At 69.7% G+C, this 25112-nt stretch carries 25 protein-coding genes and 1 riboswitch; of the genes, 12 read left to right on the top strand and 13 right to left on the bottom strand.

The features are described from left to right. Positions 1-2 precede the first annotated feature (2 nt). A complete protein-coding gene (locus tag ACFW2G_RS05055; RefSeq protein WP_384449043.1) occupies positions 3-1388 on the top strand; it encodes a serine hydrolase domain-containing protein in 1386 nt (461 codons plus the stop codon). A gap of 166 nt (positions 1389-1554) precedes the next feature. Here ACFW2G_RS05055 and ACFW2G_RS05050 read toward each other — a convergent pair whose 3' ends face one another. Further along, positions 1555-2016: a GNAT family N-acetyltransferase gene (locus tag ACFW2G_RS05050; RefSeq protein WP_037920350.1), complete on the bottom strand. Its 462-nt coding sequence runs from the start codon at positions 2014-2016 to the stop codon at positions 1555-1557. A gap of 16 nt (positions 2017-2032) precedes the next feature. Next, positions 2033-2926 carry a GNAT family N-acetyltransferase gene (locus ACFW2G_RS05045; protein WP_384580998.1) on the bottom strand — a complete coding sequence of 298 codons (894 nt, stop codon included), beginning with the start codon at positions 2924-2926 and terminating at the stop codon, positions 2033-2035. 151 nt (positions 2927-3077) lie between these two features. Between ACFW2G_RS05045 and ACFW2G_RS05040 the strand changes: the two genes are divergently transcribed. Both ACFW2G_RS05040 and ACFW2G_RS05035 read left to right on the top strand, forming a co-directional pair. Further along, on the top strand, positions 3078-3728 hold the full coding sequence (locus tag ACFW2G_RS05040; RefSeq protein WP_037920345.1) for an HAD family phosphatase: 651 nt from the start codon (positions 3078-3080) through the stop codon (positions 3726-3728). 120 nt (positions 3729-3848) lie between these two features. Next, entirely contained in the window at positions 3849-5057 is a 1209-nt protein-coding gene (locus tag ACFW2G_RS05035; protein WP_078556398.1) for a globin domain-containing protein, read from the top strand. Positions 5058-5112: 55 nt separating this feature from the next. On the opposite strand, the gene ACFW2G_RS05030 is transcribed toward ACFW2G_RS05035, so the two are convergent. The 5 genes from ACFW2G_RS05030 to ACFW2G_RS05010 all read right to left on the bottom strand — a co-directional run bounded on the left by ACFW2G_RS05030 (position 5113) and on the right by ACFW2G_RS05010 (position 8794). Then, a complete protein-coding gene (locus tag ACFW2G_RS05030) occupies positions 5113-5592 on the bottom strand; it encodes an NUDIX domain-containing protein (protein WP_037920344.1) in 480 nt (159 codons plus the stop codon). A 59-nt stretch (positions 5593-5651) separates the two neighbouring features. Continuing rightward, on the bottom strand, positions 5652-6557 hold the full coding sequence (locus ACFW2G_RS05025; protein WP_384580996.1) for a LysR family transcriptional regulator: 906 nt from the start codon (positions 6555-6557) through the stop codon (positions 5652-5654). Positions 6558-6744: 187 nt separating this feature from the next. Continuing rightward, on the bottom strand, positions 6745-7914 hold the full coding sequence (locus ACFW2G_RS05020) for a cystathionine gamma-lyase (protein ID WP_384449027.1): 1170 nt from the start codon (positions 7912-7914) through the stop codon (positions 6745-6747). Beyond that, positions 7911-8402 carry a low molecular weight protein-tyrosine-phosphatase gene (locus ACFW2G_RS05015; protein WP_384580994.1) on the bottom strand — a complete coding sequence of 164 codons (492 nt, stop codon included), beginning with the start codon at positions 8400-8402 and terminating at the stop codon, positions 7911-7913. Before ACFW2G_RS05015 ends, ACFW2G_RS05020 begins: the two co-directional genes overlap by 4 nt. Positions 8403-8413: 11 nt before the next feature. Further along, entirely contained in the window at positions 8414-8794 is a 381-nt protein-coding gene (locus ACFW2G_RS05010) for a phage holin family protein (RefSeq protein ID WP_037920330.1), read from the bottom strand. A gap of 89 nt (positions 8795-8883) precedes the next feature. Between ACFW2G_RS05010 and ACFW2G_RS05005 the strand changes: the two genes are divergently transcribed. The 4 genes from ACFW2G_RS05005 to ACFW2G_RS04990 all read left to right on the top strand — a co-directional run bounded on the left by ACFW2G_RS05005 (position 8884) and on the right by ACFW2G_RS04990 (position 11165). Continuing rightward, positions 8884-9201: a cupin domain-containing protein gene (locus tag ACFW2G_RS05005; protein ID WP_384449020.1), complete on the top strand. Its 318-nt coding sequence runs from the start codon at positions 8884-8886 to the stop codon at positions 9199-9201. Positions 9202-9358: 157 nt separating this feature from the next. Next, on the top strand, positions 9359-9586 hold the full coding sequence (locus ACFW2G_RS05000) for a DUF5326 family protein (RefSeq protein ID WP_037920326.1): 228 nt from the start codon (positions 9359-9361) through the stop codon (positions 9584-9586). Between the two features lie 285 nt (positions 9587-9871). After that, on the top strand, positions 9872-10609 hold the full coding sequence (locus ACFW2G_RS04995; RefSeq protein ID WP_037921326.1) for a helix-turn-helix domain-containing protein: 738 nt from the start codon (positions 9872-9874) through the stop codon (positions 10607-10609). 97 nt (positions 10610-10706) lie between these two features. Then, the gene (locus ACFW2G_RS04990) at positions 10707-11165 is read left to right on the top strand and encodes an SsgA family sporulation/cell division regulator (RefSeq protein WP_037920324.1); all 459 of its coding nucleotides are present in this window, start codon (positions 10707-10709) and stop codon (positions 11163-11165) included. A 111-nt stretch (positions 11166-11276) separates the two neighbouring features. On the opposite strand, the gene ACFW2G_RS04985 is transcribed toward ACFW2G_RS04990, so the two are convergent. Continuing rightward, positions 11277-12656, bottom strand: coding sequence for a YibE/F family protein (locus ACFW2G_RS04985; RefSeq protein WP_078556258.1), 1380 nt, complete (start codon positions 12654-12656; stop codon positions 11277-11279). A gap of 73 nt (positions 12657-12729) precedes the next feature. Then, positions 12730-12874, top strand: a riboswitch (TPP riboswitch). Between ACFW2G_RS04985 and thiC the strand changes: the two genes are divergently transcribed. After that, positions 12869-14656: a phosphomethylpyrimidine synthase ThiC gene (gene thiC, locus ACFW2G_RS04980; RefSeq protein WP_384449016.1), complete on the top strand. Its 1788-nt coding sequence runs from the start codon at positions 12869-12871 to the stop codon at positions 14654-14656. It overlaps the preceding riboswitch by 6 nt. Positions 14657-14724: 68 nt before the next feature. On the opposite strand, the gene ACFW2G_RS04975 is transcribed toward thiC, so the two are convergent. Further along, the gene (locus ACFW2G_RS04975; protein ID WP_384445850.1) at positions 14725-15813 is read right to left on the bottom strand and encodes a glycosyltransferase; all 1089 of its coding nucleotides are present in this window, start codon (positions 15811-15813) and stop codon (positions 14725-14727) included. 260 nt (positions 15814-16073) lie between these two features. Between ACFW2G_RS04975 and ACFW2G_RS04970 the strand changes: the two genes are divergently transcribed. Next, positions 16074-16943, top strand: a complete 870-nt coding sequence (locus ACFW2G_RS04970; RefSeq protein WP_384445848.1) for a hypothetical protein — start codon at positions 16074-16076, stop codon at positions 16941-16943. A gap of 22 nt (positions 16944-16965) precedes the next feature. Here ACFW2G_RS04970 and ACFW2G_RS04965 read toward each other — a convergent pair whose 3' ends face one another. The 3 genes from ACFW2G_RS04965 to ACFW2G_RS04955 all read right to left on the bottom strand — a co-directional run bounded on the left by ACFW2G_RS04965 (position 16966) and on the right by ACFW2G_RS04955 (position 20562). Then, positions 16966-17781 carry a hypothetical protein gene (locus ACFW2G_RS04965; protein ID WP_384580992.1) on the bottom strand — a complete coding sequence of 272 codons (816 nt, stop codon included), beginning with the start codon at positions 17779-17781 and terminating at the stop codon, positions 16966-16968. A 148-nt stretch (positions 17782-17929) separates the two neighbouring features. Beyond that, positions 17930-19216 carry a metallophosphoesterase gene (locus ACFW2G_RS04960; RefSeq protein WP_384445844.1) on the bottom strand — a complete coding sequence of 429 codons (1287 nt, stop codon included), beginning with the start codon at positions 19214-19216 and terminating at the stop codon, positions 17930-17932. Between the two features lie 230 nt (positions 19217-19446). After that, positions 19447-20562, bottom strand: a complete 1116-nt coding sequence (locus ACFW2G_RS04955) for a LacI family DNA-binding transcriptional regulator (protein WP_037920304.1) — start codon at positions 20560-20562, stop codon at positions 19447-19449. A 361-nt stretch (positions 20563-20923) separates the two neighbouring features. Here ACFW2G_RS04955 and hisC point away from each other — a divergent pair, with 361 nt between their 5' ends. After that, on the top strand, positions 20924-22003 hold the full coding sequence (gene hisC, locus ACFW2G_RS04950) for a histidinol-phosphate transaminase (RefSeq protein WP_037920303.1): 1080 nt from the start codon (positions 20924-20926) through the stop codon (positions 22001-22003). A 23-nt stretch (positions 22004-22026) separates the two neighbouring features. Here hisC and ACFW2G_RS04945 read toward each other — a convergent pair whose 3' ends face one another. Continuing rightward, a complete protein-coding gene (locus ACFW2G_RS04945; RefSeq protein ID WP_037920302.1) occupies positions 22027-22395 on the bottom strand; it encodes a cyclophilin-like fold protein in 369 nt (122 codons plus the stop codon). A gap of 189 nt (positions 22396-22584) precedes the next feature. On the opposite strand from ACFW2G_RS04945, the gene ACFW2G_RS04940 reads away from it, so the two are divergent. Further along, positions 22585-24090, top strand: a complete 1506-nt coding sequence (locus tag ACFW2G_RS04940; RefSeq protein ID WP_384580990.1) for a cytochrome ubiquinol oxidase subunit I — start codon at positions 22585-22587, stop codon at positions 24088-24090. Between the two features lie 18 nt (positions 24091-24108). Further along, entirely contained in the window at positions 24109-25110 is a 1002-nt protein-coding gene (gene cydB / locus ACFW2G_RS04935; RefSeq protein ID WP_384445840.1) for a cytochrome d ubiquinol oxidase subunit II, read from the top strand. The last annotated feature ends 2 nt before the right edge of the window (positions 25111-25112 follow it).

The following is a 25112-nucleotide window of genomic DNA, read 5'->3' as shown; positions in this document are numbered from 1 at the left end:
TCATGGATGAGCTTGCCGAGGACTGTGAACTGCTCCCCGCCACCCGGCGTGCGCTGAGGCACCGGATCGCCGTCGCCCAGAGCGCGGGGCGAGCACCGTCCGTCGTGGCGGCCGTACTGCGTGGTGGGGAGGTGGTCTGGGAGGGCTCCCGGACCTCCGTCGCGGGGCACGGCCCGGACGGGAACGTCCAGTACCGGATCGGGTCGATCAGCAAGACCTTCACGGCCGTTCTCGTCATGCGCCTTCGGGACGAAGGGCTGCTCAGGCTCGAGGACCCGCTGGAGAAGCACCTCCCGGGGACCTCCGTCGGCCGGGTGACCATCGCCCAGCTGCTGGCCCACACCGGCGGGCTGGCCGCGGAGACCCCCGGCGAGTGGTGGGAGCGGACCCCCGGCGCGCTGCGGCCCGAACTCGCCGACGTGCTGGGTGAGGAGCCCTTCAAGCTCACCCCGGGCAGCAGGCACCACTACTCCAACCCCGGTTACACCCTGCTGGGTTCGCTGGTGGAGGCGCTGCGGGGCAGGCCCTGGGAAGAGGTGCTGCGGGCCGAGGTGCTGGAGCCCCTCGGCCTGGATCGTACGAGCGGACTGCCTCAGGCCCCGCACGCGGGCGGCTGGGCCGTGCACCCGTGGGCCGACGTGATGATGCCGGAACCGCTTGAGGACCTGGGGCTGATGGCCGCGGCGGGTCAGCTATGGTCCACGACGCGGGATCTCGCGCGATTCGCCGGCTTCCTGCTGCACGGTGACGAGCGGGTGCTCGGCGCGGAGTCCGTACAGGAGATGCGCCGGCCGGCGGCGCCCCCCGAGCCCGGGTTCGCCGATCTCGGCTACGGGCTCGGGATGCAGTTGATGGCCCAGGGCGCGCGCAGGCTCGTGGGACACAGCGGCTCGCTGCCCGGGTTCGTCGCGGGGCTGTGGCTGAGCGAGGCAGACGACGTGGCGGCGGTGGTGCTGGCCAACTGCACGTCGGGGCTGCCGGCCGCGGCCGTCGCCGCCGATCTCGTCGGGATCGTGGCGGATGCCGAGCCCCCGTTCCCGCGGCCGTGGCGGCCCTTCCGGGAAGCCGATCAGGTGCCCCTCGAGTTGTGCGGCCCCTGGTACTGGGGAACCGCGGCACACGTGGTGCGGTTGATTGCGGACGGTTCGCTGGAACTGGGGCCGGTCGGGGTGACGGGCCGTACGGCCCTGTTCCGGTCCGAGCCAGACGGCACCTGGACCGGCTTGTCCGGGTACTACGCAGGCGAGACGCTGCGGGCGGTGCGCCGCGAGGACGGCTCGGTCAGCCACCTCGATCTGGCCTCCTTCGTGTTCACGAGGGAGCCCTACGACCCCGCCGCCCCGGTGCCCGGCGGGGTCGACCCGCAGGGTTGGCGCGGCGTCGGCTGACAGCGCGGTGACCTGCCTCAGGCGACGAATTCACGTTCCAGTGGAGTTCGCAAGCGCGGGGTGACCCGGGCCTCGCCCACCCAGACGGCCAGGCGGGAGACGAGGACTCATCCTCCCGTTCGTAGGCCGGACCGTCGACCTGTGGGCCCGGCCTACGGCGCGGCCTTCAGAGCTGGAGCTTGAACCCGAGGTGCGAGGCGGTGAACCCGAGCCGTTCGTAGAAGCGGTGGGCGTCGGTCCGGGTCGCGTCCGACGTGAGCTGTACGAGCGTGCACTGCTCGGCACGGGACTTCTCGATCGCCCACTCGATGAACCGCGTGCCCAGTCCACTGCCGCGCTCGTCCGCGTGGACGCGGACGCCTTCGATGATGGCGCGGGTGGCTCCCTTGCGTGAGAGGCCGGGCACGACCGTCAGCTGGAGGGTGCCCACGACGCGGTCGTCCCGTACGGCGACGACCACGTGCTGGTTGGGGTCGTCGGAAAGGCGCTTCAGGGCCGTCCGGTAGGGGGTGAGGTCCTCCGGGGACTCGCGGGTGGCGCCGAGCGGGTCATCGGCCAGCATGGCGACGATGGCGGGCAGATCGGCTTCGGTGGCGGGCCGGATCGCCGGTTCGGGGGTGTCGGTCACGATAGGGGGTCCTTTCTCAGCCCGCGGCCACGGTCAGCGGTGCCCAACGGCGGGTCCAGTCGCCGGGGAGGTCGGCGAGGTTCCGGGCCATGACGGCGTTGAAGGCGACGGATTCCAGGCCGCGTTCCTTGAGCCAGGCGAGGAGCTCCTCGTGCCGCACGTCGACATCGGTGCGCAGCGGGCGGTCCGTGCCTCTGGCAAGCCCGGCGACCAAGGACTTGGCGGTGTCGGTGTCTCGGGCGATCAGCGGGCCGATGACATGGGTGTGCATGTTGGGCCAGGCCGCGGCGTATCCCGTGAGTGCGCCCTCCGCGCGGGAGTCCTCGGCGACGAGCAGTTGGTCGGCGAAGGCCGGGAGCCGCGTGATCATGTGTGTGCGGTCGGCGCCGAAGACCTCGGCGTCCAGGCGCAGGATGTGCGCGAGGTCTTCCGCGACCGCTCGCCGGATCCGAGTGGTGCTCTGTGTGTCAGAGCTTTCTTCCTCCCGGAAGGTCCCCACCAGCATCTCGGCGCGGCCTGTGGTTTTGAATCCCAGCTCCTCGTACAGCGGGCGTCCATAGGGGGTGGCGTGGAGGGTGAGGGGAACGCCCTTGAGCACGTTGTTGCAGACATGGGTCATCAAGGCGCGCCCCAGGCCTTGACGGGCGTAGCGGTCGGCCACGAGAACCATGCCGATGGCAGCGAGTCCGGGGCCTGAGGCGAGACTGCCGTACCGGGTGACGACGCAGGCGGCGGCGAGGCCCTGGCCGTCTGGGGCGTCGACGCCGTAGCCGTTGCCTGCCGCCAGAAGCAGTCCCCACTTGTGGTCTTCGCGGAGCCAGCCACGATCTTCGGACAGGTCGGCGCAACGGTGGAGATCGTCCACGTGCAGCGCCCGGATCGGCAGATCGGTGATGTGTGGTGGTGTCACCGGGCCAGACTGGATCATGAGCTGGGAGTCGTCCAGAGGATTTGGGGACGATGTTTCACGTGAAACCTGACGACCGGGAATCCTGCACCGGGCGACGTTTCACGTGAAACGCGGTGTTTCACGTGAAACGAACCCACTAGCCTCGATGCCTATGACGCGCCTGCACCTCTTCGACCTCGATGGAACGCTGATGTACGGCTCGGCGGCTCCCGTGGAGATCTCCCGTCAGCTGGGTGTGAGTGCCGAGATCGCCATGCTGGAGCGGGCCTTCTCCGCGCGCGAGATCGGGCCCCACCAGTTCTCGGTTGCCGTGCACGCGCTGTGGGCCGAGCTGACGCCGGAGCACGTCAGGGCGGCGTTCGACGGGGCTCCCTGGCTCGCCGGGATCCGGGATGTCTGGCAGGAGATCCGGCAGCGCGGAGAGTACTGCGCGGTGGTCTCCCTTTCGCCGTCGTTCTTCGTGGAACTTCTGCTGGAGTGGGGCGCGGATGCCGCCCATGGGTCGGTCTTCCCGGAAGTGCCGTTCACCCGGCCCGTGGAGGAGGCCGGGATTCTGACGCCCGAAGGCAAGGTCATGGTGGCCGACCGGCTGTGCGCGCAGTTCGGCGTGACGCGGGGCGACTGCGTGGCGTACGGGGACTCCGGGACCGACATCCACCTCTTCGAGGCGGTGTCCGTTTCGGTGGCGGTCAACGCGCGGCCGCATCTGGCCGCTCGTGCGACCCATGTCTATGAAGGGCGGGATCTGCGGGAGGTATACCAGCTGGTGGCTTTGGCACGCCCGGGAGTTGACGCATCTTAGGAGGAAAGTGGGTTCGAATCGCGGATTTTCTGCGTTTCCCCGCAGGCCTCCGAGTCGGCTGGCACGCTGTGAAACCGGGAACCACGGATTCATGACCGTGGCGTGTGCAATCCGACCGAGATGCTCGAAGCGAGGCACCGCATGGACGCTCCGCCCACCAGATCGGCCAGACGCGAAGCGGCCCGGATACCGTCCGAGGACGGTGCGGCCGAGCCCTCACCGGATGCCGTACTCATCCGCCGGACCCTTGCGGAGATCGCCCCGGTCGCCGACAAAGTGACCTCGTACTTCTACGCCCTGGTCTTCACCGGGCACCCGGAAGTGCGGGGCATGTTCCCGGCGGCCATGGACACGCAGCGCGACCGGTTGCTGAAGGCGCTGCTGACCGCCGCCGAGCACATCGACCATCCTGAGGTGCTCGCTCCCTACCTCTGCCGACTCGGCACCGGGCACCGCAAGTACGGCACCATGCCCGGTCACTACCCCGCGGTCGGCGAAGCCCTCGTCGGGGCGCTCGCCCGGTTCGCGACGTTGAGCTGGGGGCCCGAGACCGAGGCCGCCTGGGTGCGGGCGTACACGGCCATCTCCCAGATCATGATCGATGCCGCGGCGGAGGACGAGGCCAAGGCCCCCGCGTGGTGGCACGCGGAGGTGGTCTCGCACGAACTGCGCACCCCGGACATCGCCGTGCTGACCGTCCGCCCCGACCAGCCCTACGCCTTCCTGGCCGGCCAGTACGCGAGCCTGGAGACCCCTTGGTGGCCGCGTGTGTGGCGCCACTACTCCTTCGCCTCGGCCCCCCGGGCCGACGGGCTGCTCTCCTTCCACGTCAAGGCCGTCCCCGCGGGCTGGGTCTCCAACGCGCTGGTGCGCCACGCACGCCCCGGGGACGTCCTGCGCCTGGGACCGCCGGCCGGGTCGATGGTGGTGGACCACACCACGGACAACGGGATGCTCTGCCTGGGCGGGGGCACCGGCATCGCGCCGATCAAGGCACTGATCGAGGATGTGGCCGTACACGGCGAGCGGCGGCCGGTGGAGGTGTTCTTCGGGGCGCGCAGCGACAGCGGCCTGTACGACAAGGACACGCTGTTGGGGCTGCAGCGCTCGCACCCGTGGCTGTCGGTCCGGCCGGTGGTCGGAGACGGGCTGGCCGGACAGCTGCCGCAGGCCGTGGGCGAGAACGGGCCGTGGAGCTCGTACGACGCGTTCGTCTCGGGCCCGCCCGCGATGATCCGCAGCGGGGTCGACGAGCTCCTGCGCATCGGCATTCCCGGCGAGCGGATCCGGCACGACGCCGTCGAGGAACTGGCGGGCATCGCCGGGTGACCGCCGGCCACGGCCGCTCGGGGAGGGGCGCCAGCCGGCCGGCCCCGGACGGGCCTCAGCCCAGGTCGGGTGCGTGCATGGCGCGTACGCCTTCGATGTTGCCGTCCAGGTAGTGCCGCAGGGACAGGGGGACCAGATGGACCGCGGCGATGCCCACCCGGCTGAAGGGCACACGGACGATCTCGTACTCGCCCGCGGGTTCGTCGACTTCGGGTCCGTGCCGGAGGCTCGGGTCCATCGATTCGAGACGGCAGACGAAGAAGTGCTGCACCTTCACGCCGGTCACCCCGCCGCCGGTGATGTGCTCGACGGTGTCGACGAAGCAGGGCACGACATCGGTGATCTTCGCGCCGAGTTCTTCGTGGACCTCCCGGTGGAGGGCGTCGACGACGGAGGCGTCCGATGATTCCACTCCCCCGCCGGGGGTGACCCAGTACGGGTCGACGCCGGGCTTGGTGCGCTTGATGAGGATCAGGTCGTCACCGTCGAGCAGGATCGCGCGAGCGGTGCGTTTGACCACGGGACGTTCGGTCATGGGAGAAGAGTGGCCCACCGCTCCGCTTCTGAAACGCGCCGCGGGCGGAAACCGGGGGCTCACCAGTGTGCGGCGGCGTCCAGCAGCCGAGCGCGGGCCCGCGCCAGGTGGGCCAGGGCGGGGCTTCCCGTTCGCAGGACGAGGAACCACGTGCGCAGCGGGGGTACGGCAGGCTCCGCCACGGCCGTGATCCGGCCGCTGTCGAGGGCCTCCTGGCACAGGTAGCGGGGCAGCACGGCGAGCCCCGCGCCCGCGAGGATGCATTCCAGTACGGCGCGCAGGTCGGGTGCGACCACGGTCGCGGAGAGCGACCTGGCGTCCGGCAGGGTGTCGAAGACGGCGCTCCAGTACCGGGTGACGAGCGGCAGAGTCTCGTGCACCTCGACGAGAGGGATGCCTTCCAGGGCCGCGGGACCGTCGTATCGTAGCCGGTCCGTGTCGACGAGGGCGGCCCAGTAGGGCGCGCCGACCAGGACGTGCTCCTCGTCGCAGAGGGCGGTGGAGGTGAAGGGCCCGCCGCGAGGGTGGGCGGTGGTGACGACGAGGTCGTGGTGGCCGGCGGCGAGTCCGTCGAGGACGGTTTCGGCATCGCTCTGCAGGGTGGCGCGCAGAGTGTGGCCCTGGCCGACGAGGGGCGCGAGGGCGGGTAGCACCCGCAGGGACAGGAACTCGGGCGGACCGGCGACGTGGAGGGACCGGATCGCGCCCGCGTCCTCCCGCTCGGCCTCGGTGATTCGGAGCAGGGCGTCGAGGTGCGGGGCGGCCTTGTGGGCGAGTTCGTCCCCGACGGCCGTGGGGGTGACCCCGCGGGCCCGACGGTGGAAGAGCGGCCGGCCCAACTGGCGCTCCAGGGTGCGGATCTGCGAGGTCACAGCGGGCTGGGACAGCCCGAGGAGAGCGGCGGCGCGTGTGAACGAGCCCGCCCGGTGCACGGTGACGAAGGTGCGCAGCAGGGCCAGATCCATCGCGACACCTCTCGGAGGGGCCTACAACTATAAATATGCAGATAGGCCCCTGTCGCTACCGTGATTGGACTCTGACGCACAGTCAACTAGCCTTGTCGCGTGGTTCTTCGCTAGCGGAACCCGGGGCGGTCCGAGCCACTAGGGGGGAGGCTCGGACCGCCTTTCACGTCCTGGGCAGAGACTGTGATCAGCGGTCGTGACCGGCCGGATCGAGGGCGTGGTCGAGTGCACGCAGCACATCCGCGACCAGGTCCTCGGTGTCCTCGGCCCCCGCGGAGAAGCGGATGAAGCCCTCGGGCACCGCATCGCCGCCCCACCGTCCGCGCCGCTCGGCGGTGGACCGCACGCCGCCGAAACTCGTGGCGTCCTCGACCAGGCGTAGCGCGGACATGAACCGCTCCGCGTGTGCCCGGTCGGGCAGGGTGAAGGAGACCACCGAGCCGAATCCCCGCATCTGGCGGGCGGCCGTCGTGTGGGAGGGGTCCGTGGTCAGCCCCGGGTAGCGCACCCCGCTCACGTCCCGGCGGTCGACCAGCGCCTCCGCGAGGGCCAGTGCGTTGGCCCACTGGCGCTGCGCGCGCAGCTGGATCGTGGCCAGTGAGCGATGGGCGAGCCAGGCCTCCATGGGGCCGGGGATCGCACCGACGATCTTGCGCCATCCCCGGACACGGGCCGCGAGTTCCCGGTCGCGGCACACGACGTACCCGAGCAGCAGGTCGCCGTGGCCGGTGAGGCCCTTGGTGCCGCTCGCCACGGAGAAGTCCGCCCCGAGCTCCAGGGGCCGCTGCCCGAGCGGAGTGGCGAGGGTGTTGTCCACGGCGACCAGGGTTCCGCCGGCGTGCGCGGCCCGTGCGAGGCGCCGTACGTCGCACACGTCGAGCCCTGGGTTGGACGGCGTCTCGATCCACAGCATCCGGGCCCCGTCGAGGGCGCTGAGCTGGGCGTCTGCTCCGGTGGGTGCGGTGCGCACGTGGATCCCGTACGCCTCCAGCTGCTCACGCAGCAGGGGCAGTGCCTGGTAGCCGTCGTCGGGCAGGACGACCACGTCGCCCGTTCGCGTCTGCGAGAGGAGGACGGCGGAGACCGCTGCCATGCCGGAGGCGAAGACGACGGTGTGCACCTCCTGGCCGGGGGCTTCCAGCTCCCCGATCGCCCGTTCCAGCAGGGTCCAGGTCGGATTGGTGTCGCGGCCGTAGGCATACGGGCCTTCGACGTCGCCCGGGAGGTGGAAGTGGGCGGCGAAGACCGGCCCCGGCAGGGGTGGTTCGTTCTTGACGGCCTCGGGCAGGCCGGCGCGCACGGCACGGGTGCCGTCGCCGATCGGCCCGCCCGGGCCTCGGTGGGCGTATTCGTTCACGTGGTGTGCTCCTTCATGACCCGGCGTACGGCGTCCAGCAGACCGGGGCTCGCAGCCTCGACCAGTGCCAGGCACTCCTCGAACCCGTCGAGCGGCCCGTAGTAGGGGTCCGGTACGTCGTGCACCCCGGCCGGGGCGGCCGGATCGTAGGAGCGCAGCAGCTGGACCTTGGCGGCGTCCCGAGGCGTGGGTGCGAGCGCCCTCAGGTCCCGCAGGTGCCCGGAGTCGAGCGCGACGACGAGGTCCAGCCGGGAGAACCAGGAGGGATGGAACTGGCGGGCCCGGTGGTCGTGGGCGTAGCCGGCGGCCTCCAGGACGGAGACGGCGCGCGGGTCGGCGCCGTCGCCCTCGTGCCAGCCGCCGGTCCCGCCGCTGTCCACTTCGACGAGGGCATCGAGTCCGGCCCGTTCCACATGGGCGCGGAAGACGGACTCGGCCATGGGGGAGCGGCATATGTTGCCCGTGCAGACGAAGCAGACGCAGTACATGCGCAGCCCGCTCAGTCGTTGTCGGGAAGGACCAGGTTCGCGGCCCAGGAGACGATGGAGATGATCAGGCCGCCGATGAGCGCCGACCAGAAGTTGTCCACGTGGAAGCTGAGGTCGAACTGATCGGCCAGCCACGAGGTCAGCAGCAGCATCAGCGCGTTCACGACCAAGGTGAACAGGCCGAGCGTGAGGATGAACAGCGGCAGTGACAGCAGCTTCACCACGGGCTTGACGATGAGGTTGACCAGGCCGAAGAGCAGGGCGACCAGGATCAGGGTCAGCGTCCGGCGGCCCAGCGTGCTGCCGTCGTCCAGGGTGATGCCGGCGACCAGCCAGATGGCCACGGCCAGGGCTGCCGCGTTGGCGAGCGTCTTGACTACGAAATTCGTCATGTGTCTGATCGTGGCAGAGAAGATCCCGGTGGGACATCCGCAGAGCAGCGGATGCGAGGGAACGATCGAGTACAAGGGGCACAACGACGATGAAAGCCTTCCGGCTTGACGAGCTCGAAGCGGAACGGTCCGCCAACGACGGCGCCTATCTGCAGTTCCTGCGCGAGCGGAACATGTCGGTCGGGCTGTACGCGCTCGACGCCGGCCAGACCGATCCGCAGCAGCCGCACGGTCAGGACGAGGTGTACTTCGTGGTGAGCGGGAGGGCCTCGATCACGGTCGGCGAAGAGACCACCACCGTGGCGCGCGGCAGCGTCGTCTACGTCCCGGCGGGCGTACCGCACAAGTTCCACCACATCACCGAGGACCTGAAGGTGATGGTGGTGTTCTCGCCGCCGGAGGGCTGAGCCCACTCCCGGGTGAGGGTCGGGCCCCTGATCCCCCTAAGGGGAGGATCAGGGGACTCCGGGGGCTCGCGGGCCCCGATCGGATCCCGCGGGCTCCTAGCATCGACAGCAGCACGTCGCAGACGGGACGACCAGCAACCAGGAAGAGGTCGAGGACATGAGTGGGATCCGGGAGATATTTGCAGGCACGCCCTGGTGGGTGAAGTGGGTGGCCGTTCCGCTGCTGGCGGTGTTTGTCTTCGGTGGTGTCATCACCAGCGTCCTGGGCGCGCTGATCTCGTTCGCCTTCAAGCTGCTGCTCTTCGTCGGCCTCGTCGGCGGTCTGATCTTCGTGGTGAAGAAGCTCGGCGGAGGCCGTTCGAAGTCCTCCTCCGGCGAGTGGTAGGTGACGGGCCGGGGCGGTTCCCTCGTTAACCCGCCTGAGGGAACCGGACACCCCAAACCACCCAGAGCCCTGGAAAGGGTGGATAGAGTCGCGAACTGTGCCGTTCCCTGGGCACTTGGAGCCCGTGGCACCGCCTGACCTGTGGTGACGCCGACTACCTGCCGAGCGCTGCCCCAGGACCCGGCATCAGCGGGGGCGGCCCCCGCGGGGCGGTCCACCTCTGAAGGCCCGCCGCCACGCCTGGGGGTGAGCTTGTCTCCGGTCCACAATGCGGGTGTGCCGACACTGATCGGTTCGGTACAGAGGGCGCTGAGGCTGCTCGAAGCGGCGGGATCCCACCGCGAGGGAGCCCCGGCGAAGCAACTGGCGCGTGAGGCCGGGCTTCCGCTTCCCACCGCCTACCACCTGCTGCGCACTCTGACGCACGAGGGCTATCTGCGCAGGGAGAGCGGAGTCTTCGTACTGGGCGCGGCGGCAGGGCGACTGGCCGGCGGCGGACTCCAGCAGAAACGTCGCACCATGATCCTCGACTCGCTCGCTCACTTCCGCGACGCGGTGGGGGCGCCCGTCTACTTCGCGGTCTACCGCGAGGGTGAAATCGAGGTGGTGGGGGTCTCGGACACCCCGGGCCGTCCGGCGTGCGAGGAGTGGGCCGACTTCCGCGCCACCGGATTCGCGCACGCCATCGGGCAGTGCCTGCTCGGCCAGCTCGACGAGAGTGCGCGCAGGGACTATTACGACCGCCATCCGGTAGAGGCCATCACTCCTTATACCGTGCGCGATCTGCATGCCTTGGAGAACCGGATCGGGGCCCTCGGGCGAATGCAGCCTGTAATCGAGCGTCAAGAATATGCCCTGGGCACAGTCTGTGCCGCGATCCCCATCACGGCCGGCGATACGGCCGCGACGATGGCCATTTCCTTGCCCCTGCACCAGGAAGATCGATTGCTGTATGTAGTCGATCGACTACGGAGTGAAGTAGGCGCGCTGTTGAGCACCCTCTCGTTCTCTATCAGTATCTGAAAACTCACTCCTTGTGATCTGCTCGCGCTTCCACCACTCTTGTCAAGAGGGTCCTGGGGGGTCATTCCTGGCCACTTCCACTACAGCGGGGTAGGCAATGCGCGAGTCGGTACAGGCAGAGGTCATGATGAGTTTCCTCGTTTCCGAGGAGCTCTCGTTCCGGATCCCGGTGGAACTCCGGTACGACGCCCGTGATCCCTACGCAGTCCGCCTGACCTTCCACCTTCCCGGAGACGCGCCCGTGACCTGGGCGTTCGGCCGGGAGCTGCTCCTCGACGGCATCAACAAGCCGTGTGGTGACGGCGATGTGCATATCGCCCCCACCTGCCCCGAGGAGCTGTCCGACGTCCACATCCGGCTTCAGGTCGGCGGCGACCGTGCCCTGTTCCGGGCCAGCGCGGCACCGCTCGTCGCGTTCCTCGACCGCACCGACCGGCTCGTGCCGCTCGGACAGGAACGGAACACGGGCGACTTCGAGGAACACCTGGACGAGGCACTCGGCAGAATCCTGGCCGAGTCGCGGCAGAACGAGCAGAACGAGCAGAACGCGGGCTGAACCGCAGTCCGGGTCCGCTCGCTCCCGCGCGCCGATGAGTGGTCCTTGCCCGCTCACCCTTCGGGCCGAAGCGCGGTCCCGGCCCGCTCATCCCTCGGGCCGAACCACCGTTCAGCGCTTGCGCCGCCGGCCCCGGCCGCCGCGTGCCGGCCCCGAGCCCGGTGCGGCGTCCGGGGATTCCGGCCGGTCGGCTGACACGACCAGCGCCGCGAGTGCCGTCGTCACGGGCACCGAGGCCACGAGACCGATCGAGCCGACGAGGGTCCGTACGATCTCCACCGCGACCAGTTCGCTGTTCGCCACCGCTCCCATGCTGCTGTTGGCGATCGAGAACAGCAGGAGCAAGGGGAGCGCGGCGCCCGCGTAGGCCAGTACCAGGGTGTTGACCACCGACGCGATGTGGTCGCGGCCGATCCGGATGGCGGCCCGATACAGGGCCCGGGGGCCCATCGACGGGTCGGCCTGGTGCAGTTCCCAGACCGCCGAGGTCTGGGTGACCGTCACGTCGTCGAGGACGCCCAGCGATCCGATGATGATCCCGGCGAGCAGCAGACCGCTCATGTCGATGTCCGGGTACAGACCGTGGATCAGACCGGTGTTGTCGTCGGTGTTCCCGCTGAGGAACGCCCAGTCGATGAACACCGAACCCAGCAGGCCGATCAGCAGCAACGACACGAGCGTCCCCAGGACCGCCACGGAGGTGCGTGCGGTCAGGCCGTGGCACATGTAGAGCGCGATCAGCATGATGGCGCTCGCCCCGACCACCGCGACCACCAGCGGGTTCGATCCCTGGAGGATGGCGGGGAGGATGAAGAGCGTCAGCACGCCGAAGCTGACGACGAGTGCGATCAGCGCGAAGAGCCCGCGCATCCGGCCGACGAGGACGACCGAGAGCGCGAAGATGCCGGCCAGTGCCGCCAGCGGAAGCTTGCGGTTCACGTCGATCACCGAGTACTGGAGGTCGCGCGGCGCGTCGGGGGCGTACGCGACCACCACCTCCTGGCCATCCGCGAGCTGCCGTGGTGCGCCCGGCTGGACGATCTCCACGAAGGTGCGTCCCCGGTCCGGGCCGCTCCCGACCTCGACGGTGGCCTTCTTGCACTCTCCGGTCTGCGCGGCCCGGGCCTCGCGCCCCGTCGGGGTCGACACCTCGCCGGTCGGCGGCACCTGCCCGGCGTTCACGGACGCGCAGTCGACGCGTTCCAGTGAGACGACCTTGGCCTGCTGGGTCTGCCGGTCGAAGCCCACCCCGGTCCGCTCGTGGTCCGGGGCGCCGCCCGGCCAGAGGACCGCCAGACCGGCGAACACGGCGACGGCAAAGGGGATCAGCACCGCCGCGATGACCTTGCGCAGGTGCTTCGAGACGGGGGCGGCCGGTCCGTGACCGTGGCTGTGGGAATGGCCGGAGGAGTGCCCGTGTCCGGCGTGCGCGTGGCCGGAGTGGCTGCCGGTCTCGGTGGGCTCGGTGGGGGGCTGCGGCGAGGACGTCACCAGCAGATCATCGCAAGAGATGAGGGGGGCCCACTGTTCAGCACGCCATGGATGACGCTAGCGTGGGGGCTACTTTGCACAACGCGGGAGCTCGGAGCACCGGGCTGAGAGGGCGCTGATCACCGTACGCGGGCACGGATGCGTAGGGGAAGAGGCTGCGTCGACCGCCGAACCTGTTACCGGGTAATGCCGGCGTAGGGAGATCAGGTCTCATGACCATTCAGGACGCACGCACGCCTGCCGTCAGCCAGGACGCCGACGGCTCGACCGAGCGCAAGCCGGGCTGGCACAAGGGCTACGTGGCGGGCTCCCGCCCCGACATCCGGGTGCCGGTCCGCCAGGTCCACCTCACCAACGGCAAGGACGTGACGCTCTACGACACGTCCGGTCCGTACACCGACCCGCAGATCGAGACCGATGTGCGACGGGGCCTCGCGCCGCTGCGCGAGAACTGGATCATCGGCCGCGGCGACACCGAGGAGTACGCCGGACGCCCGGTCCGCCCCGAAGACGACGGCATCAAGCACACCTCGCCGCGCGGCGGCCTCAAGAACCTCGACGCGGTCTTCCCGGGCCGCCCCCGCCAGCCCCGCCGGGGCCGCGACGGGGCCGCCGTCACGCAGCTCGCGTACGCCCGCCGGGGCGAGGTCACCCCGGAGATGGAGTACGTCGCGATCCGCGAGAACGTCTCCGCCGAGGTCGTCCGTGAGGAGATCGCGGCAGGTCGCGCGGTGCTCCCCGCGAACGTGAACCACCCGGAGATCGAGCCGATGATCATCGGCAAGAAGTTCCTGGTGAAGGTCAACGCCAACATCGGCAACTCCGCCGTCACCTCCTCGATCGAGGAGGAGGTGGAGAAGATGACCTGGGCGACCCGCTGGGGCGCCGACACGGTCATGGACCTCTCGACGGGCCGCAACATCCACACCACCCGCGAGTGGGTCCTGCGCAACTCCCCCGTGCCGATCGGCACCGTGCCGCTCTACCAGGCACTCGAGAAGGTCGACGGCCGTGCCGAGGAGCTGACCTGGGAGATCTATAAGGACACGGTCATCGAGCAGGCCGAGCAGGGCGTCGACTACATGACGGTCCACGCCGGCGTGCTGCTCCCGTACGTGCCGCTGACCGCCCGCCGCAAGACCGGCATCGTCTCGCGCGGCGGCTCGATCATGGCCGCATGGTGCCTCGCGCACCACAAGGAGAACTTCCTCTACACGAACTTCGAGGAGCTCTGCGAGATCCTGGCGACGTACGACGTCACGTACTCGCTGGGTGACGGCCTGCGCCCGGGGTCCATCGCGGACGCCAACGACGCGGCGCAGTTCGCGGAGCTCAAGACGCTGGGCGAGCTCAACACCATCGCCAAGCGCCACAACGTGCAGACGATGATCGAGGGTCCGGGCCATGTCCCGATGCACAAGATCAAGGAGAACATCGACCTCCAGCAGGAGATCTGCGAGGAGGCGCCCTTCTACACGCTCGGCCCGCTCACCACGGACGTGGCGCCCGCGTACGACCACATCACCTCGGGCATCGGCGCCGCGATGATCGCCTGGTGGGGTACGGCGATGCTCTGCTACGTCACGCCCAAGGAGCACCTGGGCCTGCCCAACCGGGACGACGTCAAGACCGGCGTGATCACGTACAAGATCTCGGCGCACGCCGCCGACCTCGCCAAGGGACACCCGGGTGCCCAGGAGTGGGACGACGCCCTGTCCGACGCGCGGTTCGAGTTCCGCTGGGAGGACCAGTTCAACCTGGCCCTGGACCCGGACACGGCGCGTGAGTTCCACGACGAGACCCTTCCCGCCGAACCGGCCAAGACCGCGCACTTCTGCTCCATGTGCGGTCCGAAGTTCTGCTCGATGAAGATCTCGCAGGACATCCGCCGCGAGCACGGCGGGGACCTGAAGGCGGAGGAGATCCAGGCCGGCATGGCGGAGAAGTCCGCCGAGTTCGCGGCCTCGGGCAACCGCGTCTACCTCCCGCTGGCCGACTGAGACCGGCCGTCAGGTACCGGATGCGGCGCGGACCCGCGACCCATGGGGGGAGTCGCGGGTCCGCGCCGTCAGGCCGCCGCCCGGTACTCCGGACCCAGCTTGGCCAGGGCGAACGCGCGGTTCTCGAGCACCCGTTCCCGCTGGCTCTCCGGGAGCCCGTCCTCCCGCAGGAGGCGTTCGCAGCACTCCAGCGACTCCTCGTACGCGCCGACCCAGTAGGCGGCGACCGCGAGCTCGTCGAGTGCACGCCACTCGTACCAGTCGAACTCGACGAACAGGATGTCCTCGGGGCGCGGGATCCGCGCCGCCTGACGGGCGAACAGGTACGCCAGCTCGAAGCGGCCGTCCAGACGGCACAGGCGGGCCAGGTCGCCGAGCGCCTCGGCCCGGCCGGGCCGGCTCTCGTGGGCGCGGAGGTAGCGGTCCGTCACCTCGGCCGGCGGGCGCCGGAGACCTGCCGCGAGCCGTGCCGCGTAGAGCCGTGCGCAGAACGCCTCCTCGGCGAAGCCGCCCATGGCCGCCCGTCGGTCGTATGCGGCGAGGGACTTCTCCGGCTCGCCCGCGTCGCGCCAGCTCTGGGCGAGGTAGAAGGCGTAGCGGGCGTTTTCCGGTTCCTCCAGGAGGCCCTTCTCCAGGATTCCGGCGTCGCGGAGGTACTTCTCCCGGTCGCCCCCCTCGCCCTGCCGGGCTCCGCCGCCGATGACGCGGATGTGGAAGCCCTCCAGGACTCCGCGGGTGAACGGGTCCGCGCAGTCGAGGTACTCGTGCAGGACACCGACGTATGTCCAGGGCAGCCGGGTGGTGACCAGAGCGGGGCGCCAGTGGATGACGGGCTGGTGGTGCACCGCGATGCCGTACGAATCGGAAGTGAGCTCAGGCATCTGGAATCCGGGATCCACCTCGATCACGTCGTCCGCGTCCACGAAGAGCAGGTAGTCCGCGTGGGAGCGGGCCAGGTCGATCGCCTCGCTGCGGCTGCCGTCGAATCCCTTCCAGGGCCGTTCGTACAGGGTGCCCGGGAGGTCGGCGAGGAATTCACGGATGATCTCCTGGGTTCCGTCCGTCGAACCGGTGTCGACGATCACCCAGGTGTCGATCAATGGGCGCACGGATTCGAGACAGCGCCTGATCACCGCGGCCTCGTTCTTCACGATCATGTTCAGACAGACTTTTGCTTTCAAGGATCCCGTCCACGGTGGTGGTGAAGACGACCGTGAGGCGACGGTAGGGACCGGGGCAGGGGGGGTGCAAGGAAGCCACGGTGCGCGCCGCCATTGGGGCTCTGTCGCTGGTCCGATGAGATGACTGCAGAGCGAGGCGATCGGCGCGCCCGGTCCGATTTACCCACTATGGGCGAGGCGGCCCATCCGGGCCGATCGCACATCGTTCGACTCGGTTTCCAGAAGGAGCGGCTTATATGAGCCCCGTGAACAGGACCAGGTCACCCCTCGGCCCGGTGGCCCGGCGAAGTGCCGTGGTGAAGGGAGGCACGCTGGCGTCGCTCGCCCTGGTGGTGGTGGGCATCGCCAGCCCTGCGTTCGCCACCGCACAGAGTGTGCAGTCGGCCGCTACGGTCCGGCCGGCGACTCCGACCGGCGGGGGAGACTGCACGACGCAGAAGAGCCGGAACCACGATCCGAGGACGGTGGACACCCAGGCCGGCCCGCGCGGCGGCGGCGACAAGTGCGACGGGCAGCGGGGCCCGACCGGTCCCACGGGGCCCACGGGTCCGCGCGGCCCACAGGGGCCGAAGGGCGATCCGGGAGAGGACGGAGCCGACGGCGCGCCGGGTGCCACGGGTGCCACGGGTGCGACCGGCGCCACCGGCGCCACCGGCGCCACGGGCGCCACGGGCGCGACCGGTGCCGGCGCCTGCGTGGACGTCGATGCCGTCCGGGACAACAACGACCGCGAGTTCAAGGCGGCCCTCACTCCCGACGGCATCACGTACGCGGGTGTCCGCGAGGTCCAGGGCGTCACGGTGGGCCCCTGGATCTGGTACGACCTCACCACCAACGAGGAGGGCAACTACCCGGATAACGCCTGCGGGGTCTCCATCTCCCACCAGGCCAACCGGCTGGAGATCGAGGTGATCACCGAGACGGGCACGATCTGGGACACGTTCTGCGACGTGGTCCCGGGCACCCCCGACACGCTCACGTGCGACGGGGAGTGGACCGCGGCGGACCCGCAGCCCATGCCGGGCGACGGGCCGACGCCGGTGCGCGCCATCGCCGAGCCGGTGCGCCCGATGGACCCCAACCACCTGCCGAAGACGCTGAAGTAGGCCGCCGGGCCGGCCGGAGTGCCTACTCCGGCCGGTGCTCGGGGCCCCCGAAGTCCGGGCTGGTGAAGTCCGGCGGTGTGTAGCCGGGCGGGGACTCCCGCGACGAGGGTCCCGGACTGGAGAAGTCGGGCCGGGTGTACCCCAGGCTGGGGATGCGCCCGGCCCCCGGCGTGCGGGGGGTCGGGAAGCCCGGGACCGCACTCGGATCGGCCAGCGCGTCCCGCAGGAACGGAATGATGCCGCGCTCCAGCAGGGCGTGCCGCCATGCCTCACGGGCCCGCGCCACCTCGTCGGGTATCGCCTCGGTCTCGTCCGCCGGCACCTCGGTGGCACTGTTGCGGACGGCTGTGACCAGCAGCCCGATCACGGCGCAGAGCAGGGCCACCGCGGTGAGCGCCCCGAAGAGCCAGCCGGCCGTCAGCATGGTCCGGGCGAAGGCCGGTTCGGGCTCGATCATCTTCAGGATGTAGCCGACGAGCAGGAAGATCAGCATCGCGGTGCCCGCCAGGACCGGTGCGAGGACCGCGACCACGGCGCTGACGCCCGCGCCGCCGCTGCTCCGGTCGTCGTTCTCGTCCCCCGCCGCGCCGGGCGCGGAGAGCGCCTCGTCGCGGCGTTCCTCGCGGACCTTCACGTAGTGGACGTACTCGGCGGCTGCCGCGGCCGCCAGCAGGGCGCTGGCGCCCTGGGCCATGGTGCGCAGCTGTTCGGCGTTCAGCCGCTCGCCGAGTGCGGCGAGCTCGGGCCGTTCGCCGGCGGCGCGCAGTGCCTCGTCGATGAGCCGGTCGAACTCCGGTCGGTCTTCGGTCAGCAGGTGCGGAGCGCTGGTCATGTGCATCCCCCGATGCTCCGTAGAAGCCGGTTTCCCCGCGTAGACCCGGGTGCCGGCCGAAACGGAGGAGAGCCTGCTACGGATAGTGCGATGGTAGAGCGCCCACACCACGCCGTGACAGGGGCTTTCCGGAAATACCCCTCTGCGTAAGCTCTCAGTCGCTCAGCGGAAACCGTACGACGAGCAGCTTGCCCGCCATCGTCACCCCGCCGTCCATCGCGATGGCGAGCCCGTCCGCGTACACGTGCGGGCCGTCCACGGCCTCGGGTCCCCGGGTGTCGTCGCCGTCCTCGGTGCCCACTTCGCCGAGCAGGTAGGGGATGGGGCTGTGGCCGTGCACCACCCGGCTGCCGCCGTAGGTGTCGAGCAGTTCGCGGACGGCCTGGGGGCCGGTCTCCTCGTCGCGGAAGGCGAAGCGCTTGGTGAACTTCCGGAAGAGGTCCCAGGTGATGTCCACGTCGCCCCGGTTGAGGAGCTCGTGGATGGTGTCGTTGACGTCCTCGATGGAGTCGCCGTAGTCCAGGTAGGCCGTGGTGTCGGAGTGCAGCAGCAGGTGGTCCTCCTCCAGCACGGCCGCGTCCAGCCGCGACATCCACTGGATGTGCACGTCCTGCAGGCGCTCCATGTCGCTGCGCTGGCCGCCGTTGAGCAGCCAGGCGGCCTGGAAGGTGGCGGTGCCGGCGCCGGACACGACGGGGGTGTCGCCGAACCGCTTGGCGCCGATGAGCAGCAGCTCGTGATTGCCCATCAGGGCCTTGCAGTAGCCGCCGGCGGCGGCCGCCTCGGCGGACAGCCGCATCACGAGGTCGATGACGCCGATGCCGTCCGGGCCGCGGTCGGTGAAGTCGCCGAGGAACCAGAGCCGTGCGTTGCCCGCGGACCAGCTGCCCTCCGCGTCGATCAGCCCCTGGGCGTGCAGCTCGGCGACGAGTTCGTCGAGGTAGCCGTGTACGTCGCCCACGACGTACAGCGGGCCGGGGCCGGCGGTGTCCTGCGGGACGTACTGGACCTGGACGGTGTCGCCGGGGCCGCCGAGCGTGCCGCGGCCGATGACGGGGAGGTCCCGGTAGGTCGGGGTGTAGCCCTCGAGGTCGTCCTCGTCGGGGCCCCGGCCCGTCGCGTGCACCGGTTCGGCATCCGCGTGCGCGTGGCCCTGCGGGTCCCCGTGCGGGGGCTCCTCGCGGCGCGGGTCGTGGTGCGGCTCGTGGTGCCGGACCGGGGGCGCCGGGGGTGTGGGCGGCTGCGGCGGGTGGCCGGGCTGCGGGGGCACGGAGGATCGTGCGCCGTCCTCGTAGTACGCGGGGTACTCGCCGTACACGGGAGCCTCGTTCGGCAGACCGGTGGATACGGCGTACGGGGCGGCGGGTTCGGTGACTGGCACCCGGAAGTCCCGCAGCGTCTCCGTCCGCATCGCGGGTCCCTGACCGGCCCCCTGAGTCATCGACCCCTCCACCACCGTCGCGCTGCCGTACACCTGCGGACCCTCCTGACCTCCTGGGAGGAGGGTCCGTGATGTCGTGCGCCCATCATAGGAATGCGGCTCGCGCTGTGTGACGCACCAGGGGTGGTGAATCCTTTGCGGAGCGTATCGTTCCTACCGTTTTTGCCCGATATTGCCGTTGCTGAAATCCTGGACCGACCGCCGATCAGGCCGACCGGACGGTCTGCCGGTCAGTCCTGGGCCGGAGATCGGGGCGGGCTGACGGTCCTTCGGGGCTGCCTGCGCTGCGACGAGGTACGGATGATCAGCTCGGTCGGGACCACCTGTTCGACCGGACGTCCGGTGTCCACGCCCTCGATCGCGTCGATGAGCAGCTGGACGACGGCGGTGCCGATGCGGCGCGGCTTGAGGGACAGGGTGGTGATGGGCGGTTCGGTGTTGGCGTACACAGTGGACTCGCTGCAGCAGACGAGCAGCAGGTCCTCGGGGACGCGCAGGCCGTAGCGGCGGGCGGCGGCGAGCAGGTCGGTGCCGTTGGGGTCGAAGAGCCCGTAGACCGCGTCGGGGCGGTCCGGGCGGGCGAGCAGCCGGTCGGCGGCGACGGCGCCCGCGCACGGGTCGTGGGCGGGGTAGGACTCGTAGACCGGGTCCTGGCCGACGCGCTCGCACCAATTGAGGTACGCGGTGGTGGACAGGCGGGTGTAGGTGTCGGTGGTGGTGCCGGTCAGCAGGCCGATCCGGCGGGCGCCGGCGGCGGCGAGGTGGTCGAGGAGGCCGAGCACGGCGGCCTCGTGGTCGTTGTCGACCCAGGCGGTGACGGGCAGGGATCCGGCGGGCCGGCCGTCGGAGACCACGGGGAGGCCCTGGCGGACCAGCTCGGAGACGACGGGATCGTGGTCGGAGGGGTCGATGACGACGGTGCCGTCGAGGGCGACGTTGGACCAGACATCGTGGCGCGAGGTGGCGGGCAGGATGACGAGGGCGTAGCCGCGGGCGAGCGCCGCCGAGGTGGCGGCCCTGGCCATCTCGGCGAAGTAGGCGAACTCGGTGAAGGTGAAAGGTTCATCCCCGTAGGTCGTCACGGTCAGGCCGATGAGGCCGGACTTGCCGGTACGGAGGGTGCGGGCTGCGGCCGACGGGCGGTAGCCCAGCCGGTCGGCGACCTCGCGAACGTGGCGACGGGTGGCGTCGGGCAGCCGTCCCTTGCCATTGAGCGCGTCGGAGACGGTCGTGATGGAGACGCCGGCCGCGGCGGCCACGTCCCTGATGCCGGCCCGGCCCTGTCGGCCGGCGGCCCGCCGGGTGGTCTCGGTCCGGCTCACCTGGTGCTTCCCTGCTGCTGTCATGGCGAGCCGATAGTAGGGCTCGGCGGGGGGCGCGGGCCGGGTGCATATGCACGCGTTGACAGGCACGTTTCTGCATGGTTAGACACCCTCAATGACCTTGGAAATAAAGGCATTTCATGGCGTGGGTTGATGGTGGAGCCTGTCGGCGGGTCCGAGCATGCCAAACCGATGCGGTTGCGGCCCGATCGCAACTCACCTGCACGAGGGATGCGCGCCACGGCGCAGGCCACCGGCGCACGCATATATGCGTGCGCTCCCCCTCATTCCAGGCGCCCCCATTCTCGGAAGGGCGGAATCCTCATAAGGTGAGCAGTATTGAGTCGACGGCGACGTCGTACGGGACGGTCGAGGAGGACCTGCGGTGAGCGAGAACAGCCCGAAGCTGCGCGCCGAGCTGGACGGCATTCCGACATACAAGCCCGGCAAGCCGGCTGCCGCGGGCGGGCCCGTCGCGTACAAGCTGTCCTCCAACGAGAACCCGTACCCGCCGCTGCCGGGGGTGCTGGAGAGCGCCGTCACGGCGGCCGGGGCCTTCAACCGGTACCCGGACATGGCATGCACCGGCCTGCTGAACGAGATCGCCGAGCGGTTCGGCGTGCCGGTCGAGCACGTGGCCACGGGCACCGGCTCGGTGGGCGTGGCCCAGTCGCTGATCCAGTCCACGGCGGGCCCGGGTGACGAGGTCATGTACGCCTGGCGCTCCTTCGAGGCGTACCCGATCATCACGCAGATCTCGGGCGCGACCTCGGTGCAGGTGCCCCTCACCGAGGGCGACGTGCACGACCTGGACGCCATGGCCGCGGCGATCACCGAGCGGACCCGGCTGATCTTCGTTTGCAATCCGAACAACCCCACGGGCACCGCAGTGCGCCGGGCCGAGCTGGAGCGGTTCCTGGACCGGGTGCCCTCGGACGTCCTGGTGGTCCTGGACGAGGCGTACCGCGAGTTCGTGCGCGACGCCGACGTCCCGGACGGCATCGAGCTGTACCGCGACCGCCCCAATGTCGCGGTCCTGCGTACGTTCTCCAAGGCATACGGCCTCGCCGGCCTGCGGGTCGGCTTCGCGGTCGCGCACGAGCGGGTGGCGGCGGCGCTGCGCAAGACGGCGGTGCCCTTCGGGGTCAGCCAGCTCGCCCAGGACGCGGCGGTGGCCTCGCTGCGCGCCGAGGACGAGTTGATGGGCCGGGTCGGGGCACTGGTGGGCGAGCGGGCGCGGGTCCACGAGACGCTGCTGGCGCAGGGCTGGACCGTGCCGGACACGCAGGCGAACTTCGTGTGGCTGCGCCTCGGTGAGCGGACCGCGGACTTCGCGGCCGCCTGCGAGAAGGCCGGTGTGGTGGTCCGGCCCTTCGCGGGCGAGGGCCTGCGGGTCACGATCGGCGAGCCCGAGGCGAACGACCTCTTCCTGCACACGGCGGGGGAGTTCTTCAAGGAGCTCTAGGCCCGGGGAGCACTGGGCTCTTCTCAGGCGAGTTCCACGCGGATGGGATCGCCATCGCGAACGGTGGACAGCAGGCGGGGGTCGCCGTCGAACGAGCCGAGCACGTTGCACGGACTCGCCAGGCGACTCTCGCCTCCGCGTGAGATGGGCGTCGGACCGTAAGGCAGCGCCAGGGCGTCGCCCTCGGTCCAGAACGCGACGGTGCCGGGCTCGACGACCTGCTGGGCGTCGTCTTCCAGAGCCACGGAGACGCCTGTGTCGAAGTAGACCTCCTCGCCCCACGTATGCGCGGAGGCGGAGATCGGGAGAGCCTCGGCGAGCGCCTTGCCGGTCGGGGTCTCGTCGAGGGTTGCGGTGAGCTGGCCGGCAGGCCAGGAGATTCGAATCTGCATGAGCCGAATTCAACAATCTGTTGAATGGATTGGCTAGAGGGGTACCCCAGGTGAAGCTGGCCGAAAGGTGTGCGTCATAATGCTTGTGAATGTGAACGCGTTCACAAGCGTGTCTGCTTCCTCCCGGAATGGGCGTGCTTGGGAGGCGGGCTTCCCCTGTGACCACGGCGATGCGAAGGAGACGAGGACGTGGACCTGGCTCTGGCGCCAGAAACCCTGGCGCGATGGCAGTTCGGCATCACCACCGTCTATCACTTCCTCTTCGTGCCCTTGACGATCTCGCTCGCCGCGCTCACGGCCGGCCTGCAGACCGCTTGGGTGCGCACCGAGAAGGAGAAGTACCTCAGAGCCGCCAAGTTCTGGGGAAAGCTCTTCTTGATCAATATCGCGATGGGTGTCGTCACCGGCATCGTCCAGGAGTTCCAGTTCGGTATGAACTGGTCCGACTACTCGCGGTTCGTGGGTGACATCTTCGGTGCCCCCCTCGCCTTCGAGGCGTTGATCGCCTTCTTCTTCGAGTCCACCTTCATCGGACTGTGGATCTTCGGCTGGGACAAGCTGCCCAAGAAGATCCACCTGGCCTGCATCTGGATGGTGTCCATCGGCACCGTCCTGTCCGCCTACTTCATCCTGGCGGCGAACTCCTGGATGCAGCACCCGGTCGGCTTCCGGATCAACGAGGAACGAGGTCGGGCGGAGCTCACCGATTTCTGGCTGGTGCTCACCCAGAACACCGCGCTCACCCAGTTCTTCCACACCATCACGGCCGCCTTCCTCGTCGGCGGCGCGTTCATGGCCGGCATCTCCGCCTACCACCTAGCGCGCAAGAAGCACATCCCCGTGATGCGCAGCTCGCTGCGTCTGGGACTCGTCGTCCTGATCATCGCCGGCCTGGGCACCGCGATCAGCGGTGACCTGCTCGGCAAGGTCATGTTCAAGCAGCAGCCCATGAAGATGGCCGCCGCCGAGGCCCTCTGGGACGGTGAGGCGCCCGCGCCCTTCTCCGTCTTCGCCTACGGCGACGTCGAAAAGGGCCACAACAAGGTGGCCATCGAGATCCCGGGCCTGCTGTCCTTCCTGGCCAACGACGACTTCACCTCGTTCGTCCCGGGCATCAACGACGTCAACAAGGCCGAGCAGGAGAAGTTCGGGCCCGGCGACTACCGGCCCAACATCCCGGTCGCCTACTGGGGCTTCCGCTGGATGATCGGCTTCGGTATGGCCTCGCTCGGCGTGGGTGTGCTGGGACTCTGGCTGACCCGCAAGAAGTTCCTGCTGCCGCCCGGTCTGCGCACCGGGGAGGACGAGGTTCCGAACCTGGTGCTCTTCAAGAAGGCGCTGAGCCCCAGAATCGGCAACCTCTACTGGATCGTCGCCCTGTGGACCACGGGCTTCCCGCTCATCGCCAGCTCCTGGGGCTGGATCTTCACCGAGATGGGCCGCCAGCCGTGGGTGGTCTACGGAGTCCTGCGCACCCGCGACGCGGTCTCGCCGCACGTCTCCCAGGCCGAGGTGCTCACCTCGATGATCGGCTTCACCCTGCTCTATGCGGTGCTGGCCGTGATCGAGGTCAGGCTCCTGGTCAAGTACGTCAAGCTCGGCCCGCCCGAGCTCACTGAGGCCGACCTCAACCCGCCCGCCAAGATCGGCGGGGACGACAAGAACCCCGACCGGCCGATGGCCTTCTCGTACTGAGGCTGAGGAGAACGCACCATGGAGCTCCACGACGTCTGGTTCGTGCTGATCGCCGTTCTGTGGATCGGCTACTTCTTCCTGGAGGGCTTCGACTTCGGTATCGGCGTACTGACCAAGCTGCTCGCCCGCGACCGTACGGAGAAGCGGGTCCTGATCAACACGATCGGCCCGGTGTGGGACGGCAACGAAGTGTGGCTGCTCACGGCGGGCGGCGCGACCTTCGCCGCCTTTCCCGACTGGTACGCCACCCTCTTCTCCGGCTTCTACCTACCTCTGCTGCTCATCCTGGTCTGTCTGATCATCCGCGGTGTGGCCTTCGAGTACCGGCACAAGCGCCCCGAAGAGCGCTGGCAGACCAACTGGGAACACGCGATCTTCTGGACGTCGCTGATTCCCGCCTTCCTGTGGGGTGTGGCCTTCGCCAACATCGTGCGGGGAGTGAAGATCGACGAGAACAAGGAGTACGTCGGCAGCTTCCTCGACCTGCTCAACGTCTACTCGCTCCTCGGCGGTCTGGTGACCCTCACGCTGTTCACCTTCCACGGCGCGGTCTTCGCCTCGCTCAAGACCGTCGGCGACATCCGGGACCGGGCGCGCAGGACGGCGACCGTGCTGGGTCTCGTCACCGCCGTGCTGGCTCTGGCCTTCCTCCTCTGGACGCAGGTCTCGCTCGGCGACGTGAAGAGCCTGATCGCGATGGCCGTGGCGGTGCTTGCCCTGCTCGGCGCGCTCGGCTCCAACCTGGCGGGCCGCGAGGGCTGGTCGTTCGCCTTGTCCGGGATCACCATCGCGGCCGCCGTCGCGATGCTCTTCCTGACGCTCTTCCCGAACGTGATGCCCTCCTCGCTCGATCCGGCCTGGAGCCTTACGGTCGCCAACGCATCGTCCAGCCCGTACACGCTGAAGATCATGACCTGGTGTGCCGCCGTGGCCACCCCGCTCGTGCTGCTCTACCAGGGCTGGACGTACTGGGTGTTCCGCAAGCGGATCGGGACGCAGCACATCGCCGACGCGCACTGAGC

Origin of the sequence: Streptomyces sp. NPDC058880, from assembly GCF_042742535.1 — a bacterium.
In the GTDB taxonomy this organism is placed as follows: domain Bacteria; phylum Actinomycetota; class Actinomycetes; order Streptomycetales; family Streptomycetaceae; genus Streptomyces.
Note: the sequence above shows the minus strand (reverse complement) of the source record. Positions and strands in the feature narration are given on the sequence as shown.

Coding starts and splice junctions, on each gene's coding strand:
- ACFW2G_RS05055 (WP_384449043.1), top strand. CDS start 3: ATGGATGAGCTTGCCGAGGACTGTGAACTGCTCCCCGCCACCCGGCGT.
- ACFW2G_RS05040 (WP_037920345.1), top strand. CDS start 3,078: ATGACGCGCCTGCACCTCTTCGACCTCGATGGAACGCTGATGTACGGC.
- ACFW2G_RS05035 (WP_078556398.1), top strand. CDS start 3,849: ATGCTCGAAGCGAGGCACCGCATGGACGCTCCGCCCACCAGATCGGCC.
- ACFW2G_RS05030 (WP_037920344.1), bottom strand. CDS start 5,592: ATGACCGAACGTCCCGTGGTCAAACGCACCGCTCGCGCGATCCTGCTC.
- ACFW2G_RS05025 (WP_384580996.1), bottom strand. CDS start 6,557: ATGGATCTGGCCCTGCTGCGCACCTTCGTCACCGTGCACCGGGCGGGC.
- ACFW2G_RS05015 (WP_384580994.1), bottom strand. CDS start 8,402: ATGTACTGCGTCTGCTTCGTCTGCACGGGCAACATATGCCGCTCCCCC.
- ACFW2G_RS05010 (WP_037920330.1), bottom strand. CDS start 8,794: ATGACGAATTTCGTAGTCAAGACGCTCGCCAACGCGGCAGCCCTGGCC.
- ACFW2G_RS05005 (WP_384449020.1), top strand. CDS start 8,884: ATGAAAGCCTTCCGGCTTGACGAGCTCGAAGCGGAACGGTCCGCCAAC.
- ACFW2G_RS05000 (WP_037920326.1), top strand. CDS start 9,359: ATGAGTGGGATCCGGGAGATATTTGCAGGCACGCCCTGGTGGGTGAAG.
- ACFW2G_RS04990 (WP_037920324.1), top strand. CDS start 10,707: ATGCGCGAGTCGGTACAGGCAGAGGTCATGATGAGTTTCCTCGTTTCC.
- thiC (WP_384449016.1), top strand. CDS start 12,869: ATGACCATTCAGGACGCACGCACGCCTGCCGTCAGCCAGGACGCCGAC.
- ACFW2G_RS04975 (WP_384445850.1), bottom strand. CDS start 15,813: ATGATCGTGAAGAACGAGGCCGCGGTGATCAGGCGCTGTCTCGAATCC.
- ACFW2G_RS04970 (WP_384445848.1), top strand. CDS start 16,074: ATGAGCCCCGTGAACAGGACCAGGTCACCCCTCGGCCCGGTGGCCCGG.
- ACFW2G_RS04965 (WP_384580992.1), bottom strand. CDS start 17,781: ATGCACATGACCAGCGCTCCGCACCTGCTGACCGAAGACCGACCGGAG.
- ACFW2G_RS04960 (WP_384445844.1), bottom strand. CDS start 19,216: ATGACTCAGGGGGCCGGTCAGGGACCCGCGATGCGGACGGAGACGCTG.
- ACFW2G_RS04955 (WP_037920304.1), bottom strand. CDS start 20,562: ATGACAGCAGCAGGGAAGCACCAGGTGAGCCGGACCGAGACCACCCGG.
- ACFW2G_RS04945 (WP_037920302.1), bottom strand. CDS start 22,395: ATGCAGATTCGAATCTCCTGGCCTGCCGGCCAGCTCACCGCAACCCTC.
- cydB (WP_384445840.1), top strand. CDS start 24,109: ATGGAGCTCCACGACGTCTGGTTCGTGCTGATCGCCGTTCTGTGGATC.